Annotated in this window: 15 protein-coding genes; 5 read left to right on the forward strand and 10 right to left on the reverse strand. The window is 59.4% G+C overall.

The window, feature by feature from the left end:
* Positions 1–36: 36 nt before the first annotated feature.
* The 7 genes from ACVWY9_RS09050 to ACVWY9_RS09080 all read right to left on the reverse strand — a co-directional run bounded on the left by ACVWY9_RS09050 (position 37) and on the right by ACVWY9_RS09080 (position 8,667).
* Positions 37–2,028 (reverse strand): nitrate ABC transporter ATP-binding protein, encoded by a 1,992-nt coding sequence (locus ACVWY9_RS09050; protein ID WP_457388130.1) that lies wholly within the window; start codon positions 2,026–2,028, stop codon positions 37–39.
* Between the two features lie 72 nt (positions 2,029–2,100).
* Positions 2,101–3,060, reverse strand: coding sequence for a nitrate ABC transporter permease (gene ntrB / locus ACVWY9_RS09055; protein WP_457388131.1), 960 nt, complete (start codon positions 3,058–3,060; stop codon positions 2,101–2,103).
* 145 nt (positions 3,061–3,205) lie between these two features.
* The gene (locus tag ACVWY9_RS09060; protein WP_457388132.1) at positions 3,206–4,528 is read right to left on the reverse strand and encodes a CmpA/NrtA family ABC transporter substrate-binding protein; all 1,323 of its coding nucleotides are present in this window, start codon (positions 4,526–4,528) and stop codon (positions 3,206–3,208) included.
* 61 nt (positions 4,529–4,589) lie between these two features.
* Positions 4,590–6,137: a ferredoxin--nitrite reductase gene (locus ACVWY9_RS09065; RefSeq protein ID WP_457388133.1), complete on the reverse strand. Its 1,548-nt coding sequence runs from the start codon at positions 6,135–6,137 to the stop codon at positions 4,590–4,592.
* A 192-nt stretch (positions 6,138–6,329) separates the two neighbouring features.
* Positions 6,330–7,469 (reverse strand): CAP domain-containing protein, encoded by a 1,140-nt coding sequence (locus ACVWY9_RS09070; protein WP_457388134.1) that lies wholly within the window; start codon positions 7,467–7,469, stop codon positions 6,330–6,332.
* Between the two features lie 16 nt (positions 7,470–7,485).
* On the reverse strand, positions 7,486–7,632 hold the full coding sequence (locus tag ACVWY9_RS09075; protein WP_187147246.1) for a hypothetical protein: 147 nt from the start codon (positions 7,630–7,632) through the stop codon (positions 7,486–7,488).
* Between the two features lie 549 nt (positions 7,633–8,181).
* Positions 8,182–8,667 carry an ureidoglycolate lyase gene (locus ACVWY9_RS09080; RefSeq protein WP_011431703.1) on the reverse strand — a complete coding sequence of 162 codons (486 nt, stop codon included), beginning with the start codon at positions 8,665–8,667 and terminating at the stop codon, positions 8,182–8,184.
* A gap of 215 nt (positions 8,668–8,882) precedes the next feature.
* On the opposite strand from ACVWY9_RS09080, the gene ACVWY9_RS09085 reads away from it, so the two are divergent.
* From ACVWY9_RS09085 to ACVWY9_RS09095, 3 genes are all read left to right on the forward strand, one after another.
* Positions 8,883–9,674 (forward strand): hypothetical protein, encoded by a 792-nt coding sequence (locus ACVWY9_RS09085; RefSeq protein ID WP_457388135.1) that lies wholly within the window; start codon positions 8,883–8,885, stop codon positions 9,672–9,674.
* A gap of 226 nt (positions 9,675–9,900) precedes the next feature.
* A complete protein-coding gene (locus ACVWY9_RS09090) occupies positions 9,901–10,542 on the forward strand; it encodes an ABC transporter permease (protein ID WP_457388136.1) in 642 nt (213 codons plus the stop codon).
* Between the two features lie 18 nt (positions 10,543–10,560).
* Positions 10,561–13,569: an ATP-binding protein gene (locus ACVWY9_RS09095; protein ID WP_457388137.1), complete on the forward strand. Its 3,009-nt coding sequence runs from the start codon at positions 10,561–10,563 to the stop codon at positions 13,567–13,569.
* 3 nt (positions 13,570–13,572) lie between these two features.
* Here ACVWY9_RS09095 and ACVWY9_RS09100 read toward each other — a convergent pair whose 3' ends face one another.
* The 3 genes from ACVWY9_RS09100 to ureC form a co-directional block, all read right to left on the reverse strand.
* A complete protein-coding gene (locus ACVWY9_RS09100) occupies positions 13,573–14,832 on the reverse strand; it encodes an ABC transporter substrate-binding protein (protein ID WP_457388138.1) in 1,260 nt (419 codons plus the stop codon).
* Between the two features lie 48 nt (positions 14,833–14,880).
* Positions 14,881–15,987, reverse strand: coding sequence for an ABC transporter ATP-binding protein (locus ACVWY9_RS09105; RefSeq protein WP_457388139.1), 1,107 nt, complete (start codon positions 15,985–15,987; stop codon positions 14,881–14,883).
* 63 nt (positions 15,988–16,050) lie between these two features.
* A complete protein-coding gene (gene ureC, locus ACVWY9_RS09110) occupies positions 16,051–17,769 on the reverse strand; it encodes an urease subunit alpha (protein ID WP_457388140.1) in 1,719 nt (572 codons plus the stop codon).
* A gap of 327 nt (positions 17,770–18,096) precedes the next feature.
* Between ureC and psaA the strand changes: the two genes are divergently transcribed.
* Both psaA and psaB read left to right on the forward strand, forming a co-directional pair.
* A complete protein-coding gene (gene psaA / locus ACVWY9_RS09115) occupies positions 18,097–20,364 on the forward strand; it encodes a photosystem I core protein PsaA (protein ID WP_414351196.1) in 2,268 nt (755 codons plus the stop codon).
* A gap of 21 nt (positions 20,365–20,385) precedes the next feature.
* The gene (gene psaB, locus ACVWY9_RS09120) at positions 20,386–22,620 is read left to right on the forward strand and encodes a photosystem I core protein PsaB (RefSeq protein ID WP_011431693.1); all 2,235 of its coding nucleotides are present in this window, start codon (positions 20,386–20,388) and stop codon (positions 22,618–22,620) included.
* The last annotated feature ends 11 nt before the right edge of the window (positions 22,621–22,631 follow it).

The raw sequence follows: 22,631 nt of genomic DNA on the forward strand, positions 1-22,631 counted from the left end.
TGGTGTTTTCCAATCGAGAGTTTAAGGTAACAAAAGCTAAACTTCGCTGAGCCGGTACTCCTGCAGCTTCAGATCCTGCCGGATGGCTACAGACTCTAGGTAGGCAACGGGATCCTCTCCGTCAAAGCGGGATCCATCGCCAAAGAGTAAAGCTCCGCGGTCGTGGGCCCGATCCGGAAGGCCCAGTTCTCTGGCGGCTAGGGCGTAGGTTTCGCTGTCCAGAACTTGGTCGAGAACCGAAACCCAATTGCGGGGAAAAGGGCAGAGGCCCCAGCGAGCCATCTGCGTCAGGATCCAGAGGTGTTCCAATCTTTCCGGACAGGTGTTGCGCCCGTTGGCAAACTGGTGAAAACCGGTGAGGGCTTGGGATTCATCGGCAATTCCCCGCTGCAGAATACCCGTCCACCCCGGCTGCAGATCCTCCAGGGCCACGCCCACATACTGGGGCTGAGCCAGCCACTCCAAGATCTCAGAACGGTGCTGCGGCTGATCGCAGTAGTGACAAGCCTCCAGTAGTGCTTTGACCAGAGCCACGTGGGTGCGGGGGTAGCTTTGGGCCCAGTCCTGGCGCACCGTCAGCACCTTTTCGATGTGGCTGGGTAAGATTTCAGGGGTGGTGGTGACGATAAATCCCAACTGTTCCCGCACAGCGCGGGAGTTCCAGGGCTCGCCCACGCAGTAGCCATCGATGTTGCCGGCCTTGAGGTGGGCCACCATCTGCGGCGGCGGGATCACCGTCAACGTAACGTCCCGATCCGGATCCACCCCCCCACCGGCCAGCCAGTGCCGCAACAGGAAGTTTTGCATGGAAGCCGGATGAACCACTCCCAGGGTGTGGACTGTGTCGGGGGTGTGGTTGAGGTATTGGCGAAAATCCGCCAGGCTTTGAACGCCTCGCTCCAAAAGTCTGCGCCCAAAGGTAATGGCGTTGCCGCCGCGGGAGAGGGTTAGCGCGGTAATCAAAGGCACCGGAACTCCCCCCACCCCCAACGTGGAGGCCAACGGGATCCCGGCCACCACCATGGCCGCATCCAGCCGACCGGAGCGGATCCCTTCCCAGATGGTCTTCCAGCCTGGCTCCCGCACCAGGGTGACCTGCTCCAGGCCATGCTTTTGAAACAGGCCTTTTTCCTGCGCCACCACCAGCGGGGCGCAGTCGTTGAGGGGCACAAAGCCAACCTCCAAATTGACCTTCTCCAGGCCGTGTTTGGCAATGGCCACGCGAACAGGCGTTTTTTGGCGAGCCCGCTTTTGCTGGTTGAGAAAGTAGATCATCTCTCCCCGCAGGCTGTAGTAGTCGGGGTGACGCACCACTTCCAAACGATGGCGGGGTCGAGGAAAAGGGATCCGCAAAATCTGGCCAATGCGGGCCTCCGGGCCATTGGTCATCATTACCACCCGATCCGAAAGCAGCAGCGCCTCATCCACATCGTGGGTAACCATGACACAGGTGAGCTGCTCCGCCTGGGCAATCTCCATCAGTTGCTCCTGCAGGTTGCCGCGCGTCAAGGCATCCAGAGCGCCAAAGGGCTCATCCAACAGCAGCACCCGCGGACGGATGGCCAAAGCCCGGGCAATGGCTACCCGCTGTTTCATCCCTCCTGACAGATGGGCCGGTCGCTTGTCGGCTGCCCCCTGCAACCCCACCTGGCGGATGTGCTCTTCCACAATCCGGCTTCGCTCTGCTTTGGGAAGGGATCCCAGCACCTCGTCCACGGCCAGGGCAATGTTCTCCCGCACGGTCAGCCAGGGCAGCAGGGAATAGTTCTGAAACACCACCATGCGATCCGGGCCGGGATCCGTAACCTGTCGGCCCTCCAGGAGAATGCCCCCTCGGGAAGGCTTTTCCAGGCCGGCGATGATGTTGAGCAGGGTCGATTTGCCACAGCCGGAGTGGCCAATTAGCGAGACAAATTCCCCTTTTTGGATCTCCAGGTGGATGTCTTTCAGGACAGGATAGACCTCTCCGTTGTCGAGGAGAAATTCCTTGTCGACATGATCCACTTCAATGTAAGGCTGGGTCTTCATGATTCCCCTGAGATGATTTCTGAGAGCATGGAGAAATTGTCAGCAACCAATCTAAAACTCGGCCAAGCTCATTTAGCGATCCTCAGCCACCACCAGCGAGCCAATCCAAGCCGTGATGCGATCCAGCAGAAGACCCACCATCCCGACATAGATCAAAGCCAGAATGATTTCGCTGATGCGGGAGCTATTCCAGGCATCCCAGATGAAAAATCCAATGCCCACACCGCCAATCAACATTTCCGCTGCCACAATGGCCAGCCAAGACAAGCCCACCCCAATGCGCAGGCCGGTAAAAATATAGGGCACAGTTGCCGGGAAAACGACTTTGAAAAAGTACTTCCAGCCGGACATGCGCACAATTCTCGCCACATTGCGGTAGTCCTGTGGGATCTGCTGTACGCCGACAACGGTGTTGATCAAAATGGGCCAGAGGGCCGTAATGAAGATTACAAAAATGGCGGAAGGGTTGGCATCTCGAAAGGCAGCCAAAGAAATCGGCAGCCAGGCCAAAGGCGGCACCGTGCGCAGCACCTGAAAAATGGGATCCAAAGCCTCGTACAGCCAGCGATTGACCCCGATGATCATGCCGCCCACAACCCCCACCAAGCCGGCCAGGGCAAACCCAATGAACACCCGCCGCAAGCTGGCCCAAATTTGCCAGAACAGCCCTTTGGCATTGCCGCCATAGTCAAAAAAGGGATCTTTAATGAGGGGATCCCAGGTGTCCTGCCAAACTTGGAGAGGCGTGGGCAAATTGGCTCCGGGACGGCTGTAAATGATTTGCCAGAGAATCAGGACGAGCAAAATGGCCGTAGCGGGCAACAGAATGCGACGCAGCGCTTTGTGGATTTGGACTCTTTGCCGCCAAGCAGAAGAAGGTGCAGAACTGGCGGGGGAACCGATTCCGGTACTGGACTGAAGAACAGAACCTTGGCCGGTTTTCAGCAGCCAGTGGCCTAGGCCAACCAGTAGGGGAAGCAGGATCCGAAAGAGGTGGTAGCCCAACTGTAGGGCAGAGTGGAAAATCCTCATGGCTTGCTGGGAGTAAGGTTGAAGTCAACTTAAGAGGATCCCAAGAGAGAAGGGGTTTCAGTTGAACACTCTTTGTGGGGATTCGGGGATCCCTTCTCTCCTGGACAGAGGGTTTGCAGCTAACTTGCTGGGGAAAGTTGGGAAATTAGGCCAGCTTCTTAATCGCCAATTTCTCCAGGTAGGCGGCAGGATTTTCGGGATCGAACTGCACCCCGTCGAAGAAGGTTTCCACTCCTCGAGAGGTGCTGGGGGGAATGGCTGCCCCCTGACCAATGGCTTTGGCAGCTTCTCGCCAGAGTTCTTCCCGATTCACCCGCTCCACCAAGGCTTTGGTATCGGTGTCGGCAGGCAGATAGCCCCAGCGGATGTTTTCGGTCAAGAACCAGAGATCGTGGCTCTTGAAGGGGTAGGAAGCGTAGTTCTGCCAGAACTTCATCAGGTGGGGGCTGTTTTCAACGACCTTGCCGGTGCCGTAGTCAAAAGTGCCCCGAGAACGGCCCAAGATATCGGGCACAGGCACCCCCAGCCAGCGGCGGTCGCCGATGATGCGACACATCTCCTCTTTGTTTTCCATCTGGTCGCACCAGATCTGGGCTTCTAGCACCGCTTTCAACAGGGCAAGGGTGGCTTTCGGGTGCGCATCCACCCAGTCGGCCCGCAGGGCAAAGGCCTTTTCCGGGTGGCCGTTCCACAGCTCGCCGGTGGTGAGGGCACTATACCCCTCTTTTTGGTTCACCAGCTGGGCATTCCAAGGCTCGCCCACACAGAAGGCTTCCATGGTTCTGGATTTCATATTGGCCACCATCTGCGGCGGCGGCACCACAATGATGGAGACGTCGCTAGTGGGATCGATCCCGCCTGCGGCCAGCCAGTAGCGCATCCATAGGTCGTGGGTACCGCCGGGGAAGGTCATCGCACATTTGGGATCCCCGCCGGCAGCTCGGACCTCGGCAAACTTGGCCTTGAGGGGGGAACTATCCAGGCCGATTTGCAAATCCCGATATTGGTTGGAAATGCTGATGCCCTGACCGTCCAGATTGAGACGGGCCAAAATGTACATAGGCACCGGCTTGCCATCGGTAACTTTGCCGGTGGTGATGAGGTAGGGCATGGGGGTGAGGATGTGTGCCCCATCGATGCCGCCGGCGGCGGATCCCAGCACCAAATTGTCGCGGGTGGTGCCCCAAGAGGCCTGCTTGACCACCTCCACGTCTTTCATGCCGTACTTGTCAAAGAACCCCTTTTCTTTGGCGATGATCAGGGGGGCCGCGTCGGTTAGAGCGATGAACCCCAGCTTGGCGCTGGTGGTTTCGGGAGTATCGGCCTGCGCCACCCAGTAGCCTTTGCCCAAGGATTGCGATTGGGCGCGCGGGATCCCAGCCGTGGCCGCCCCAGCCGTGAGAGCAGCCACCCCGGCCAAAAATTGCCGACGGGAGACGGGAGAGGAAGTGCTGAACAGCTTAGACATCGAAACCTCCAAGATTTACAACGATGAAGAAAGAAAAACTTTCAGGACGGCAACAGAACCGCTAGCGGGTTACCAAAACAGAAGCCTGGGCGGCGGACGGATGCTGACGCGGCCTGGCCCCAAAGTGCTCCCTGAGTAACTCCACCAAGACCGGCTTGAGGTCTTCGCAAGGGATCCCTTTGCGCACGCATTCGCCCAGCTTGGCGTCTTTGCCCACCTCTCCCCCCATGTAGATGTCCACGGCCTCTACCACCCTGCCGTCCTTGCGAGCAGTGGTGCCCATAAGGCCGATATCGGCTACTTGGGGTTGGCCGCAGGAGTTGGGGCAGCCCGTCCAGTGGATGCGCACCGTTTGGGGGATCTCCAGCTCCGCCTCCAGCTCCTCCATCAAGGCCACAGCCCGGTTTTTGGTCTCGATAAGGGCAAAGTTGCAGAACTGGTTGCCCGTACACGACACCAGCCCCCGCTGCAAGGGCCCTGGGTTGGGGGAGAACTTCTTCAAGAGCGGCTCTTTGAGGAGCGGGGCCACTCGGGAGTCGGGCACATTGGGGATGAGCACGTTCTGCTCCACTGTCAGCCGCAGCTCCCCGGAGCCGTACACCTCCGCCAAGCGGGCCAGCTCCATCATCTCCAGGGCGTTGAGCCGCCCCACCGGCACATGCAGGCCGACAAAGTTGAGGCCCGGCTGCTTCTGGGCATGCACCCCCAGCAGATCCCGCTTGTGCCAGACCACCTCGTCTTTTTCCGCTGCCCTGGGCAGAGGGTGGCCTATCTGGCGCTCCACAGCCGCCCGGAACTTCTCTAGGCCCCACTCGTCAATGAGCCACATCAGCCGTGCCTTTTGTCGGTTGGCCCGCAGGCCGTGATCCCGGTAGACCAGCAGCACCGCCTCGCACAGAGGAACCACATCGCGGGGATCCACCCAGACATCTAGGCCAATTGCCTCGGCGCAGCGGCGAGCAGAGAAAAAGCCGCCCACCAGGACGTTGAAGCCCAGGCGGCCATTTTTGAAGGCGGGCACAAAGGCCAGGTCGTTGATCTCCGCATGCACGGAGTTGTCACGACAACCGCAGAGGGCGATGTTGAACTTGCGCGGCAGGTTGCTGAAGGAAGGGTTGCCCTCGCCGTTGTTGGTAACCATGTCCTGCACCTTGCGAGTGAGGCCGCGCACGTCGATCAGCTCATCCGGGTCAATACCGGCCAGAGGGGATCCCGTGATGTTGCGCACGTTGTCCATGCCCGACTGGATGCTGGTCAGGCCTACCTCTTTCAGGTAGCCCAGGATCTGGGGCATTTCCTCGATGGGGATGCCGCGCAGTTGCAGGTTCTGCCGGGTGGTGATGTCGGCTACGCCCTGTTCTCCATAGGGGTGGATGATTGCGCCCAACATCCGCATTTGGCCGCTGGTTAGGATCCCATTGGGCAGGCGCAGCCGCAGCATGAACTGACCTGGGGTGCGCTTGCGAAAGAAGATCCCCAGCCACTTGAGGCGGTGATCCCGGTCGTCTTCAGGAATGTTCTCCCAACCCATCCGGGCAAACGCCTCCAGCTCGGCCTTGACTGCCAGCCCATCCTTTTCGCTTTTGAGGCGTTCAAATTGGTTCGCCATGATCGCTGCCGTGGGGTGAACACTGGCTACCCTAGCGATAACGAACCGTTAACTTTGGTATTGGCAGTTACACTTTGTAACAGGTTATGCAGTTTTGTCATTCTCGAATTGCGCTTTATGCATAAAGTCAGGCTTCCAGGAGCAGCAGACCCCTCTTTCCCCTTTGGGAAAGGGGCTGGGGGTGAGGAAAAGCTAGTTGAGAGGGTTGAAAGAGTTGAAAGGCTCCATCTGCCAGAGCAGACGGGGCGGGATCCCCAGCCCTTCGGTGAGGGGTGCGGGCCGTTGGGAAGTTTGGGGATCGCAGTCGTAGAGAGCGGTGGTGTAGCGGTAGCTGTGGGGGGGGCCACCGTTGAGGCGAATGCCGCTAATTTCAAAGGTGTAGTTGCGATTGGGCTGGATCGAACCCACGGAGTAGGTCAAAGTTTCCAGGCCAAAGGCGGGATCCCCCACGCGGAGATCTCCAACAGGCACCGGCTCGCCGCTGAGGGCATCGGTGATGCGGACTTGGGCTTGGCTGAGATCAGCCTTGCCGCCACGGCTGGGCACCGAGAAAGACCAGCGGTAGGCAGACAGGGGCTGGCCGGAAAACCCTTCTAGGCGGTAGAGGTAGCCGTCTTTCTCCGGGAAGGCGATGAACTCTGGATCTGGCACCGACTCGTCAAAACCGAAGATCCAGTTGGCGTTGGCCTGGGTCACCCGTCCAGCCCGTGGGTCAAAGACAATGCCGTAGGCCCCCTGGGCGTACTGAGGATACAGGTTCCAGCGGCGATGCCCCACATCCACAAAGTTTTCTCGACCTGGCTCGGCAAAATAGATGTCCACCTGCCGCGCCAACACCCGGCCTGGATCGGGGCCGTTCAGCTCTAGGATGGGCCCAACCGCCAGGTTGCTGAAGCGGGATCCCGCCTCCCCAGCAGGGGTAAAGCAGCGCCAAGAAGGGGGCGGCTGGTGGCTGAGAGTACCATTGGCTACCTGCATCAAGGCCGCTTGCTGGGCGGCTTCTAGGAACTGAGGATTGAGCTTCACCGGCGGTAACTGGTGCAACAGCCGTAGAAAATTCAGCCGATCCATCATCTTTTGGGCTGCTGCAGGCGTAAGGCGACCGGGGTTGCAGGTAGCAACCTGGGGCTGTTCGGCGTAAATAGGCCCCGTGAAGCTGCGGGTCTGGCGATCCAACCGGCACAGGAAGCTGGCAATCGGCACTTCCCCTGCCCGCGGTGGCTCCATCGAGGTAGGGGATCCTCCACAGGCCGCCAGCAGACAAAGACAAAAGATCCCCGCGATCCTCAAAGCCCAAAGCTGAACCAACTTGGGCAACCGCTGCAAGGGCATGCAAAAACCAGCCGAATTATGAGCCGGTGGGGGTGGGGGTGATGCTGGGGGGGCTGACGGTGCTGCTGCTGCTCTCGCCACAAGCAGGCAACAAGCCCAGACAGGCAAACAGGGCTAAGGCCGCCAAAAGCTGGTGGGTCACTTTGGGTTGCAACGTAGCCATGACAACAAACCTCCCAAATGCTGTTGGGTTTGACCCTGTTCTATCACCTGGCCGAGTGGGCCACAGCGTCAAAACTCATGCCGACAAGGGTATAACTTAAGCCCAAGTCAAGGAACGCTCACCCAAGTCGGCTACATCCACCAGGACTGGGATCCAAGCCCACTTTTTCTCTCCACCCATAGTGGAGTACGGATCCCCACAACTGATACATTCACGCTGAACTCTCCTGAACATGGTTCAGGAAGGAAGCGATCGCATCCTGCCTATCTCTGAGCAGGAAGGCGGTATCCCGCAAAGCCCTGAGGAATACCCCCCGAGCGCTTTCCCCCTTCACTTCCCGGCAACCGTTGCGGTGGACTCAAGGATCAGGGGGAAACTTGGTCTACTATATCCCTCTCAATGACTTTTGCCAAACCGCCTAAAGCTCAGTAAATTCAGCAAAGTTCAGGGTTTTGGGGGTTAGAGGCATGCTCTTCTTGCGCTCAAGCGAAAGATTGCTGTGATCAATGCTGCTTTTTGCCCGATTGATAAGGGATCCCCAAAAGCTTGTCAGGGGGTGATCTGGAACTCCAGGTTGTAGGTTTGGAGTAAGTTTATGGTTTCGTGATCGGTGATGTTGGTGTCGGCCAGCTCCAAGTTGTAGAAATCGATGAACTCTTCGTGGTCAAAATAGGGGCCGGCATGCCAAGTGCCCATCTCCAGCTTGATAAAGCGATCCCCAGGCACCCGAAAGGCTTGAATCTGATCCACGTGCAGCTCATCGGCAGGCGGTGCAACACCAATAAACCACTCCTTGCCATTCAGGGATCCCAGGCACTGGGTGCAGCGGATGTGGTGGGTGATCTGAGTAAACTTGAGGCCGCGGCGAGGCAAGCGCATGATGTAAAAGCGGGGCTGCCCTTGATTCAAGAACAACTGAGCATCTTGACTGTCGAAGGGTTTGTGATCGGGAGTGGGGCAAATGACCTGTCCGTAGGGGGCAAAGTTTTCCGGTTCAGCGAGATGGGCCTTCAGTTGGCGCAATTGGCTGGTCACCCTGCTCTTCTCCTTTGCGTTTGACGAGCTGTCTTGTGTCTCACTGTTGCCCTACAACGTGAGCACGAGGGCGTGAAGACGCAAACAGCCCAGCGAACCCCATTCTATCGAGACTTGGCCAGGCAGCTTCCCTTCTGGGAAGGGATCCCTGAGCAAGCCCAAGCTGCTCAAGGTCGCAAGTACAATGGGAAAACTTCCCAGCCTCAGCAGAGCAAATGGCGATGCAGCGGGACTTGCAAGAGCTGATCATCTCTCCAGCTCAAGTGCAAAACCTCTCTCAAGTGCCGGTGGCTTGGTTGTATCGGCCTCGGCCCGTTCGTCGTTTTAAAGACCGTCTGCGCCAGTTCTCCGCTTTCTGGGATCTCCTACGCTTGCTGGTGACGCTGGACTTGTTCCTGCGTTTCTTGACCTTCTGGACAGGGGGATCCCTACTTACCCTGGTGGGGCGGATTTGGATCCCTGGCCTACAGGCCACTTGGGGCACTTGGCCGGTGGAATGGGGGATCCTGGCGGCTATTGCCGCCCTGGGCCAAGCCTATTGGATTTTCCGCAGCCGTCGCATGCCGCTGCTGTTGAACTTGCTGGGGGAAGTGGATCGCTACAACCGAATCATCCAGGCCATCCACGTCAACGACCAGTTGGTGGAAGCGGGCAACCCCGAGGTGAAGCTGGCCCAGAGGGCTGAGGTGATCGAAGCCCTGAAACTGACCCGGGCCGATCTCATCCGTGCCTTGAAAACCGAACGGATCTTGCGGCAAAACGAAGACCTGATCGAGCAGCAGAGCGAGTTCTTCGGCGATAACTTGGCAGCTTTGACAGCTCTGCAGGTGAGCGAGCAGGCCAGCGAACAGGGTCGTATCCTAGAGACTGCTTTACAGATTGCTTTGCAGGTGCGCTCCCAAATCCGCCGTTTGCAAGAGCGAGAAGCCAACCACCCCCCAAACAGGGATCCAGACAAGATTGAGAAAGATCAGCAGGATAGAGATGGCAACTCAGATGGGCAGTGAAACAGATGGTTATTTTTGTCGGCAGGCGGCGCTGTGGGTTCTAATCCTTGGGAGAAAGTTGAGGTTGATTGCACCGCGTTAGCAGGTCGGAGACCGAAATTGGAGTGACCCCATCTCCCTGATTGGTGCTAAATCCCCGCTCTGCACTATTCCGCACTGTCAAGATCGCCTGCCGGCGCTACACTGGGGCTTGTCTTGGATCCCTCTGTCATCCACACACCTCTAGATGAGCCTTTTGGCCCGCTCCCTGGCCTACGCCCAGAACCACAGCGACATGCTGTTTCAAGCTTTCGTCCAACACCTGCAACTGGTGGCGGTGCCTTTGGGAATGGGGCTGCTGTTGGGCTTGCCGCTGGGTTTTTTCAGCTCCCGCTCCCAGATGCTTTCTCTGGTGGTGATCAATGCGTTCAGCAGCCTGCGGGTGATCCCCAGTTTGGCCATTTTGTTTTTGGCCATCCCCTATTTCGGCCTCAGCTTCCGTTCGGCAGTTGTGGCTCTAACCCTTCTGGCTCTGCCCCCCATTCTGATCAGCACGGATGTGGCCTTCCGCAGCCTTGAGCTGGCCCTACGGGAAGCTGCCCTGAGCATGGGCATGACTCCTGGCCAGGTACTGCGGCACGTGGAGATCCCCTTGGCTTTGCCGGTGATCCTGGCCGGTGTTAGAACGGCTACGATTGAGGTGATTGCCAGTGCTACGCTAGCAGCGTTTATCGGCGCGGGAGGGCTGGGCACTTTTATCACCCTGGGGTTTGCTCTCTATGACAACGCCATCTTGCTGGTGGGGGCGGTTCCAGTGGCCCTTCTGGCTATTGCGGCCGAGATCGGCCTTGGCACTCTGCAGCGGGCTTTGGAACCTCCCCAAGCCTGAGGTTCTGTGAGGGATCCCATGCTGTCTTCCTCTAGTTCTTCTGAAGTGCGATCCCGGTGGCCTTTCCGCTCCATTCCTTTGCGGGTGGCGTTGCTGCTGCCCCTAGTGCTCTCAGTAGCAGGGGGAGTGGGGGGAGTGGCCTATCTCTCCTGGCAGGGCGGGCGACACCTGGCGCTGCGCTTGACGGAGCAACTGAGGCGGGAAGTTACCGACCGCACCGAAGAGCATCTTGCCAGATATTTGCAAATCCCCCTTCAGATCAATGCCCTCAATCAAGGGGCAGTGAGAGGGGAGCTGCTGCCCGATTTGACAACCCCCAGCCCAGCCGATCTGGAGGTGCTGGAAGCTCACTTTGCCCGCCAGTTGCAGCCATTTCCTGAGCTCAGCTATGTCGGCTTTGTCTCGGCTCAAGGGGGGTTTGTGATCGCCCGCCGTCACGCCGATGGGTCGATCTGGACTTACCACACACCCGGCCTCTTGCCGGGATCCGTCCAGGGCTGCCAACGGGATCCAGAGACAGGGGATCCCACTGGCCTGAGGAGGCAGTTAGGCTTTGTGGATTTGAGGCGGTTGTTCTGGTTTCCCCAGCTCCTGCAGCCGGAAGGGATCCGCGACACTTGGGTGGTAACCCGATTTTTTGCGGAGCTTCCTGCCCAGGATCCAGAGCGGCTGATCGTGACGTCCCTACCCTTGACCGACTCGGAGGGACGGGTTTATGGCAGCTTGGTGGCTTCCCTGTCCATTGCGCAGCTTCAAGCCTTCCTGGAGCGGCTAGAAGGCCGTTCTCCTGCAGAGGTGAGTTTTCTGCTGGACGAGGAAGGGCAGGTGGTGGCCAGTACGGCGGAGCCTGCTCCCCATCCGCTGCTGGTGGCTGTGCGAGAGCAGGTGGGCTCCTGGGAGACGGCCTCTTCTCAAAATCCGCTGCGCCTCGTGGTTGGCGGGATCCCCTACTGGGCGGAGGTGGAGTCCGTTCAGAGTGAAGGGAGGCTAGGTTTTTATTTCGTGTACGGGATCCCAGAGGCAACCCTTCTGGCCGAAGTCCATCGGGGCGCCCAACAGGCTGCGCTGCTGGGGGGTGGGCTATTGCTGAGCATGCTGGGGACAGGGATCCTCCTCGGCGAAGCTCTCTTGCGTCCCCTGCGCCGCCTCACCCAAGTAGCCGAGCAATTTATCCAAAGCGGTTTCCAGCCCTGGCCCCCTTTGGATCCCGGCCCCATCCAGGAGGTGCAGACGCTAACCAAAGCCTGGCAGCAGGCGGCAGCAGCTCAGCAGGCCCTGCTGGATCGTCTCTGGCAGCAGCAGCAAGAATACCGCGCCGTGGTGGAGCAGCAGACAGAGCTCATTTGCCGCTTTCGGCCCGATACCTGCATCACCTATGTCAATCCTGCCTACTTGCGCTTCTTCGGTCGGCGGGCAGAGGAGGTGGTGGGCCAACCTTGGCGGGATCGGCTGCCGGAAGAAGAGCAGGCTAAGGTGTTGCAAGCTTTTGCTGCTCTCACGCCTGAGCATCCTTTCTACTGCAGCGAGCGGGAGTACCCCGGAGAAAACGGCCAGTCCCGCTGGATTAGCTGGGTGGATCAGGGCATTTTCGACAGCCAAGGCCGCTTGGTGGAGATCCTGTCGGTGGGGCGGGAGATCACCGAGCAAAAGCGGGCAGAACAACAGTTGCAAGCCCTCAACCGGGAGCTGGAAGCCCAGGTGGAGCTGCGCACGGCCAAGCTGCAGCAAGCCTTGTATTTTGAGGGGGTGCTGCGCGCCATCAGCAGCCGGATGGTGGTCAGCCTAAACGAGGGGGAAATCCTGGAAGAAGTGGTCAGAGCCCTTGCCGAAGCGCTAAGCCTGACCTGCTGCCAAATCCTGCTGCTTTTAGAAGATGGGTCAACCTGGATCCCCGGCTACTGCTACTCCCCCCTTCTCTCTTCTGATGCAGCTCAGGGCGACAGGGCGGATCCCTTGCATGGCCGAGACTACGCCAGCGACCCGGAGTTCCTGCGCCTGCTGCAGTCCCATTCTTCCTCACAGCAGAAATGGAAAATCCACTGCTGTTGTCGGAAGGAAGGACGCTGGGTGCGGCTGCTGGCCTGCACCCTTTGGGACAAAGAGAAGCGGCTGGGAGCTTTGCTGTTGGAGCGGCTGCCGGAGCAAGAGTTTTCCGAAGACGAGATTCAACTGGCCTATCAGGTGGCCAACCTATGTGCCCTGGCCATTCGCCAAGCCCGTTTGTACCAAGCAGCCCAAGCGCAGGTGAAGGAATTGGAGCGGCTGAATCTGCTGAAGGATGATTTCCTCAGCACCGTCTCCCACGAGCTGCGCACCCCCATGACCAATGTGCGCATGGCCTTGCAAATGCTGCAAATGACCCGCGATAACCCCGAGAAACAGCGGCACTACTTCACCATTGCCCTGAAAGAGTGCAACCGGCAAATCGAGCTCATTAACGACCTGCTGGATATGCGACGGCTGGGAGCCGGGACGTATCTGCTGCAACCAGAGAATATTTTTCTGCCGCGGTATTTACAAGATTTGCTGGACGGGGCTCAGCCTTTGGCCCAAGCCAAACATCAACACCTGCAACTGCACCTGGAGGCAGGGATCCCCTCGCTTTGGGCCGACCCCACCTGCTTGGGGCGCATTCTGCGCGAGCTGCTGCACAACGCCATCAAGTACACGGCCCCCGAGGGATCCATCCACCTGCGGGTTGTCTCAGAAGGAGAGGGGATCCTCTTCGTCTGCAGCAACAGCAGCGAGATCCCAGAGCCAGAGCTGCCCCGCATCTTTGAAAAGTTTTACCGGATCCCGCAATCGGATCGCTGGAAGCACGGCGGCACCGGCCTGGGGCTGGCTTTGGTGAAGCAACTGGTGGAGCATATGGGGGGGAATATCTCCGTCAACAGCTCGGATGGATGGACGCATTTCCAAGTTTGGTTGCCCCAAGGTGAGGATCCTGCTCCGCCATTGCCCGGCCCACCCCCAATGTCAGAAGACCTCCCCTTTTGGAAAGAGGCTGGGGGTGAGGGGCATACCTGACCCCTATCCCGGCAAGACTTGTTGCTGCCAGAGGGCCTCCAGTTGCACCGTGTATTCGGAGTTCACGATGGGCACTGCCCCGGCAATGGCCTCTTGAATGGGGATCCCGGCGGCAGCCTCCAGTTGGGCAAAAGCTGTTTGGTAGTCGGCAGACAACCGGCTGACATCAATGAGCGGCAGATCCCCCCAGACCTCCGGCTTGAACTTTTCCAGCTGCCCCTCCGGGCTGGCCAAAACCTCCGCCAAGACCATCGCCCCCCAAGGATTGGCCGCATTGATGGGAATGGCCGTGAACGAGGGATCGATCAAGCTGGTGCCCGGGATCCCATAGGGGGTGGTGCTGGGGGGAAATTGGCCGTTGCCCTTGCGTAAGATCACCTGATCGATAAAGGTGGGGATGAGCCACACTTCGCCGTTGGCAAAAAGCTCCGCCAGGCGGGCAAAGGTGGGCGGGTAGGTTTGGCCCTGTCTCCACAGGAAGGGATCCAGCTTTCTCAGGTATTCCACCAGGGCAGGGGATTGTCGCGCCCAGAGATCGGCATCGAAGTCCGGCCCGCTGTACTGAGCATAGCCCCCGGTCACGCCGTAGAAGGCGCTCAACAAAAAGCGGCTGCCATGAAAATCCGGCGGGGCCACGTAGGTAAATCGCCCTGGGTTGGCCTCTGCCCAAGCCAACAGTTCGGCGTAGCTCTGGGGGGGATTGGGTACCCGTTCGGCATCATAGGCCATCAAAAAGTAGTTGCCGGTGTAAGGTGCAGAATAGCCCTCAGTGGGCAGGCCAAAATCCGTTGCAATATCGGCGGGATCATAGAAGGTCAAGCTGGGCAATTTCTCAGCAAAGGGGCCGAAGAGCAAATTCCCCTGCTTGAGGGTGCGGAAGTTGTTGCCATTGATCCAGATGAGATCGATGCTGCCGCCGCTGCGCAGCCCGGCCTGTACCTCCCCAATCACCTTGTTGACTGCTTCAACGGTATCCGTGAGCGGGATCCGGTTCAAGCGAATGCCATAACGCTCCTGCAACTGGCTTTTCACCCAGCCATCCACGAAGCCATTGATGGCCTCGCTGCCGCTCCACATGGCCCAGTTGACAGAGCTGCCCCGCGCCCGCTCCAGAATGTCTGCCCAGCTCAGGGATCCCAGATCCACCGTGTTCTGGGGGGCATTCTGGGCCAACGGAGAGCCTTGACCCAACACCCAAGCCCCCAGGGATCCCAGACCAGCCAACACCTGCCGCCGCTTCCAGAAAACGCTTTTGGGTTGCATAGCCTTGCCACCACCCCCATCAAACTTTCAGCTAAAACCAGATTTAACTCAAACTCTCCCCTCTTCCTTTGGGAAAAGGGCCGGGGGTGAGGGATCCCCGCCAACCCCCACAGGCCACAGAGCCTCTGGCGGCAAATGGATCCACACTGCCTGCCCCGGCGCAAACACCTGATGGGGAGCCACCCAAGCCTGCAGACTGCCCCAAGGGGTTTGTAAGGTCAGCCGTCGCTGGGTGCCCGCAAAGCGTTCCGCCATCACCTGGGCCAAGAAAACATTGTCGGCCAAGCCGGGCGGCTGGGGAAGCACCTGCACCTGTTCCGGACGCACCGTCAGCCGCACCTGACCTTGAAGTGGCACGGCGCTTTTCAAGCGGATCCCGTTGTTGAGGCGAAGCTGGTGACCCTCCGCCTGCGCATCGAAAAAATTGACCCCGCCAAAAAAGCGGGCAATGCGCTCGGAGCGCGGCTGCTGATAGAACTCCACAGGGGATCCCACCTGGTGTAGCTGCCCCTCAAACATCAGGCCGATGCGTTGGGCCATGGCTGTGGCTTCTGCTTGATCGTGGGTAACCAGCACCGTCGTCACCCCTGTTTCCGCCTGCAGCTCCAGGATGAGGGCCTGCATCTCTTGGCGCAGGTTGGCATCCAGGGCCGATAAAGGTTCATCCAACAGCAGCACCTTGGGCCGAATCACCAAAGCCCGCGCCAGGGCCACCCGCTGTGCTTGTCCGCCAGAAAGCTGGCTAGGCCGACGCTGAGCCAATCCGGGCAATTGCACCCGCTCCAGCATGCGCAAGGCGGCAGCCTCCCGCTCTGTCCGGGGAATGCCCCGCATTTTCAGGCCAAAAGCGACATTCTCCCCCACGCTCAGGTGGGGAAACAGGCGGCTGTGTTGGGACAGCAAAGTCACGCCGCGCCGTTCCGGCGGCAGAGGGTTGAGGGGGATCCCATCCAGCCAGATTTCCCCCGGATAGGGCAAGGGATCCGGCTCCAGCAGGCCGGCGATGAGATTGAGGGTGGTGGACTTGCCGCAGCCCGACGGCCCCAGCAGGGCGAAGATCTCCCCTGCCTCCACGCTCAAAGACAAATCCCTGAGGACAGGGATCCCTCGCTTGTGGAAGCGCTTGCTGAGGTGGCGGAGAACAAGGTGGCCCATGCTTGAGTTACCGATCAAACGCTCAATAGAGCTCTCAAGCTCTCCCAAATTAGAACACCCAAATTAGAACAGAAAATACCGCTGCGCCATGGGCAGCACCTCTGCCGGCTCGCAGGTGAGCAATTCTCCATCGGCCCGCACTTCATAGGTCTCCGGGTTCACCTCAATGCGGGGAGTGGCGGTATTGAGTTTCAAATCCGCTTTGCCGATCTCGCGGCAATTTTTCACCGCTACGGCCCGGCGCTGGATCCCCAGTTTTTCCGGGATCCCCAGGTCTAGGGCAGCCTGGGAGACAAAGAGGAGGCTGGTCTCGGTCAAGGCGCGGCCAAAGCTGCCGAACATGGGGCGGGGGTACACCGGCTGCGGGGTCGGAATGGAAGCATTGGGATCCCCCATTTGGGCGTAGGCAATCAGGCCCCCCTTCAGGACGATTTCCGGCTTAACCCCGAAAAAGGCTGGCTTCCACAGACACAGATCCGCCAGTTTTCCCACCTCCACCGACCCGATGACGTGGCTGAGTCCTTGGGCGATGGCGGGGCAGATGGTGTACTTGGCTACGTAACGCTTGGCCCGGAAGTTGTCGTTGCGGCTGCTGTCCTGCGGCAGAGGCCCCCGCTGCACCTTCATCTTGTGAGCCGTCTGCCAAGTGCGGATGATTACCTCCCCCACCCGGCCCATGGCCTGGGAGTCGGAAGAGATGATGCTGAACACCCCCATGTCATGCAAGATGTCTTCGGCGGCAATGGTTTGGGGGCGAATGCGGCTTTCGGCAAAAGCAATATCCTCCGGCACATTCTTGCTCAGGTGGTGACACACCATCAGCATGTCCAGATGTTCTTCGATGGTGTTGCGGGTAAAGGGGCGGGTGGGATTGGTGGAGCTGGGCAGCACGTTGGGCTCGGAGGCAATGCGAATGATATCGGGGGCATGCCCACCCCCGGCCCCTTCGGTGTGGAAGGTGTGAATGGTGCGGCCATTGATGGCAGCGATAGTGTCCTCCACGAAAGCGGACTCATTTAACGTATCGGTGTGGATGAGGGTTTGGATGTCGTACTCATCCGCGACCTGCAGGCAGCTGTCGATCACCGCCGGCGTGGATCCCCAATCTTCATGGATCTTGAGGCCGCAGGCCCCTGCTTCCACCTGTTCCCGCAAAGCTGCGGGAAAAGCCGCGTTTCCCTTGCCAAAGAAGCCCAAATTGACGGGGAACCCCTCCGCCGCCTGCAACATCTTGCCCAAGTTCCAAGCTCCAGGGGTGCAGGTGGTGGCGTTGCTGCCTGTGGCCGGCCCAGTTCCGCCCCCCAAGAGGGTGGTCACTCCCGAGGCGATGGCAAACTCGCACAGCTGCGGACAGATGAAATGCACATGGGCATCGATCCCGCCCGCTGTCAGGATCAGGTTTTCCCCGGCGATCACCTCGGTGCTGGGGCCCACCACCATGCCCGGCGTCACGCCTGATTGGATATTCGGGTTGCCGGCTTTGCCAATGCCGACAATGTAGCCCTCCCGGATGCCCACATCTGCCTTGACGATGCCCCACCAGTCCAGGATCAGGGCGTTGGTGATCACCAGATCCAAGGCCCCGTTGGCGCGGGTGGCCGTCGGCGATTGCCCCATGCCATCGCGGATGGTTTTGCCGCCCCCAAACTTAATCTCCTCGCCGTAGGTGGTGAAATCCTCCTCCACCTCGATGATCAGTTCGGTATCCGCCAGGCGCACCCGATCCCCTACGGTGGGGCCGTAGTTGCTGACGTATTGGCGACGGGGAATCTCTAGGGTCATAGGGTGGTATCTGCAAAAGGGCTGCCAGGGTTTTACCACACATCCCCACCCAGGGGATCCCTTGCTGTCTATTGTTCAGTTCCAACCCTTCCTGAGAACGGATTGGGTTGGCTGAAAATTCGTTACATATATTTACATCTATGATCGAAAGAACAATTGCCAATCGACTCCAGCCTCGATGGGACAAGGGATCCCTCGTTTAATTATTGTGAAGCAACTGAGGGCTCACAAACCCTGACCTATAATGCCAGGTAAGTCCTGCCCTGGGGGAATCTTCTGCCAAGGGGTAGGGATGCTTCGTTCCTTGTCGCAAGAGAGGAGTTCTTGATGACAACTACGCCAAAGGAGCGAGAGCCGAAGGTCAAGGTGTCGGTTGATGTGGATCCGGTTCCCACCTCATTTGAGAAATGGGCCAAGCCGGGCCACTTCGACCGCAGCCTATCCCGTGGCCCCAAGACCACGACCTGGATCTGGAACCTCCATGCTCTTGCTCATGACTTCGACAGTCACACCAGCGACTTAGAAGACGTCTCTCGTAAGATCTTTTCCGCTCACTTCGGCCACTTGGCAGTGGTTTTCGTCTGGCTGAGCGGCATGTACTACCACGGAGCTCAGTTCTCCAACTATTCTGCTTGGCTGGCGGATCCGATCAACGTCAAGCCCAGCGCCCAAGTGGTCTGGCCCATCTTCGGCCAAGAGATCCTGAATGGGGATGTGGGCGGCGGCTTCGAAGGGATCCGCATTACTTCTGGTCTATTTCACCTCTGGCGAGCTGCCGGCATCACCAACGAGTTCCAACTCCTCTGCACCGCTATTGGTGGCTTGGTGATGGCCGGGCTGTGCCTGTTCGCCGGCTGGTTCCACTACCACAAGCGGGCTCCCAAGCTGGAGTGGTTCCAAAATGTGGAATCGATGCTCAACCACCACCTAGCGGGCCTGCTGGGGCTGGGTTCTTTGGCCTGGGCTGGCCACCAAATCCACGTGGCCATTCCCATCAACAAGATGTTGGATGCGGGCGTGCCGGCGGATCAGGTGCCTTTGCCCCACGAGTTCATCCTCAAGCCCGCCTTGATGAAGGAGATGTTCCCCAGCGTGGATTGGGGCATCTTCAGCGGGGTGGTGCCCTTCTTTACCTTGGATTGGGGCAAATACGCGGAGTTCCTCACCTTCAAGGGTGGCCTGGATCCGCAAACGGGCGCCCTCTGGCTAACCGATCAAGCCCACCACCACTTGGCCATTGCCGTGCTCTTTATCGTGGCCGGCCACATGTACCGCACCAACTGGGGCATCGGCCACTCCATTAAAGAGATCCTGGAAGCCCACAAAGGCCCCTTCACCGGCGAAGGCCACAAGGGCCTCTACGAAGTGCTCACCACCTCTTGGCACGCCCAACTGGCCATCAACCTGGCCATGGTGGGATCCCTGAGCATCATCGTGGCCCAGCACATGTACGCCATGAACCCCTACCCCTACATGGGCATCGACTACGCCACCCAGATCTCCCTGTTTACCCACCACATGTGGATAGGCGGCTTCTTCGTGGTGGGGGGTGCTGCCCACGGGGCCATTTACATGGTGCGGGACTACGACCCGGCGGTGAACCGCAACAACGTGTTGGATCGGGTATTGCGCCACCGCGACGCCATCATCAGCCACCTCAACTGGGTGTGTCTGTTCTTGGGCTTCCACGCCTTTGGCTTCTACGTCCACAACGACACGATGCAAGCCCTGGGCCGTCCGCAGGACATGTTCTCGGACACCGGCATCCAACTGCAGCCCATCTTTGCCCAGTGGATCCAGTCGCTGCACACTTCGGCCATTGCCAGCACCGCTCCCTATGTGGGCGCCTCGGTTAGCCCCATCTTTGGTGGCGACGTGGTGGCTGTGGGTGGCAAGGTGTCCATGATGCCCATGGTGCTGGGCACGGCGGACTTCATGGTGCACCACATCCACGCCATGACCATCCACATTACGGTGCTGATCCTGCTCAAGGGGGTGTTGTTTGCCCGCTCTTCCCGGTTGATCCCGGACAAAGGCAAATTGGGCTTCCGCTTCCCCTGCGATGGCCCGGGCCGCGGCGGCACCTGCCAGGTCTCCGGCTGGGATCACGTGTTCCTGGGGCTGTTCTGGATGTACAACTGCATCTCCATCGTGATCTTCCACTTCAGTTGGAAGATGCAGAGCGACATCTGGGGCACCGTCAACGCCGATGGCACGATTGAGCACATCACCGGCGGCAACTTTGCCACCAGCGCCATTAACATCAACGGCTGGTTGCGGGACTTCCTGTGGGCGCAATCGGTGCAGGTGATCAACTCCTACGGCTCGGCTCTGTCGGCTTATGGGCTGCTCTTCTTGGGCGCTCACTTTGTCTGGGCCTTCAGCCTGATGTTCCTGTTCAGCGGTCGCGGCTACTGGCAGGAGCTGATTGAGTCCATCGTTTGGGCCCACAACAAGCTAAAAGTCGCTCCGGCCATTCAACCCCGCGCTCTGAGCATCATTCAGGGTCGGGCGGTCGGTGTGGCCCACTACCTGTTGGGAGGGATCGTCACCACCTGGGCGTTCTTCCTGGCACGGTTCGGCGCACTCGGCTAAGGCAAGGAGGAAGAGAGAATCATGACAACTGCAACTCGTTTTCCCCAATTCAGCCAAGACCTGGCCAGCGATCCCACCACGCGTCGGCTGTGGTATGGCATTGCCACCGCCCACGACTTCGAGACCCACGATGGCATGACGGAGGAGCGGCTTTACCAAAAGCTGTTCGCCACCCACTTTGGCCATCTGGCAATCATCTTCCTGTGGGCCTCCGGCAACGTCTTCCACATTGCTTGGCAAGGCAACTATGAGCAATGGGTAGCCAACCCCACGGGTGTCACCCCCATCGCCCACGCCATCTGGGATCCCCACTTTGGCAAGGCAGCGGTGGAAGCCTTTACCCAACCGGGGGGCGGCGGCCCCGTCAACGCGGCCTACTCTGGCCTGTACTACTGGTTCAACACCATTGGCCTGCGCACCAACGGCGATCTCTACGCCGGTGCCATTGGCCTGTTGTTGTTGGCGGCGGTGTTTCTGTTTGCCGGCTGGCTGCACCTGCAGCCCCGCTTCCGGCCTAGCCTGAGCTGGTTCAAGAACGCTGAAGCCCGTCTCAACCACCACCTGGCCGGCTTGTTTGGGGTCAGTTCCCTGGCTTGGACTGGTCACCTGGTACACGTCGCCATCCCCGAGTCCCGCGGGCAGCACGTAGGCTGGGACAACTTCCTTACCACTCTGCCCCACCCGGCAGGTCTGAAGCCCTTCTTTACCCTCAACTGGGGGGTCTACGCCCAAAACCCGGACACGGCCAACCATGTCTGGGGCACGGCAGAAGGGGCGGGCACGGCCATCCTCACTTTCTTGGGTGGCTTTAACCCCAACACCCAGTCTCTGTGGCTGACGGACATGGCCCACCACCACCTGGCCATCGCGGTGATCTTCATCGTGGCCGGCCACATGTACCGCACCAACTGGGGCATTGGCCATAGCATCCGGGAGATCCTTGGCGCCCACAACCCCCCCAAGGGCACTCCCTTCGGAGGCCTGCTGGGAGAAGGCCACAAAGGTCTCTACGACACGGTCAACAACTCCCTGCACTTCCAGTTGGCTCTGGCCTTGGCCTGTCTGGGGGTGGTGACCTCGCTGGTGGCGCAGCACATGTACGCCCTTAACCCCTACGTGTTCATGTCCATGGATCACACCACGGAGGCGGCTCTCTACACCCATCACCAGTACATTGCTGGCTTCTTGATGGTGGGGGCGTTTGCCCACGGGGCCATCTTCCTGGTGCGGGACTACGATCCTGAGGCCAACAAGAACAACGTGCTGGCGCGGGTGCTGGATCACAAAGAAGCGATCATCTCCCACCTCAGTTGGGTATCGCTGTTCTTGGGCTTCCACACGCTGGGGCTGTACGTCCACAACGATGTCATGCAAGCCTTCGGCACGCCCGAGAAGCAGATCCTGATCGAGCCGGTGTTCGCCCAGTTCATCCAGGCCTCCCACGGCAAGATGATCTACGGCATGGATGTGTTGTTGTCCAACCCCGACAGCCTTGCTTCTACCGCTTGGCCCAACTACGGCAACGTGTGGCTGCCGGGCTGGCTGCAGGCCATCAACGATCCCAATGGATCCCTGTTCCTGCCCATTGGCCCGGGTGACTTCCTGGTGCACCACGCCATTGCGCTGGGCCTGCACACCACCACCTTGATCCTGGTCAAGGGGGCGTTGGACGCCCGCGGCTCCAAGCTGATGCCGGATAAGAAAGACTTCGGCTACAGCTTCCCCTGCGATGGCCCGGGTCGGGGCGGCACCTGCGACATCTCTGCCTGGGATGCCTTCTACCTGGCCATGTTCTGGATGCTGAACACCATCGGCTGGGTCACCTTCTACTGGCACTGGAAGCAGCTTGGGGTTTGGAGCGGCAACACTGCCCAGTTCAACGAGAACTCCACCTACCTGATGGGCTGGCTGCGGGATTACCTCTGGGCCAACTCCGCCCAGTTGATCAACGGCTACAACCCCTACGGGATGAATAACCTGGCGGTTTGGGCCTGGATGTTCCTGTTCGGCCACCTGGTGTGGGCAACCGGGTTCATGTTCCTGATCTCCTGGCGCGGCTACTGGCAAGAGCTGATCGAGACCTTGGTGTGGGCGCATGAGCGCACTCCCTTGGCCAAGCTGATCCGCTGGAAAGACAAGCCGGTGGCCATGTCGATTGTCCAAGGTCGTCTGGTGGGTCTGGCTCACTTCACGGTGGGTTACGTGTTGACCTACGCGGCCTTTGTTATCGCCTCGACAGCCTCTCAGTCGGGGTAGCAAGCCCATAA

Source organism: Thermostichus sp. OS-CIW-31 (assembly GCF_054060305.1).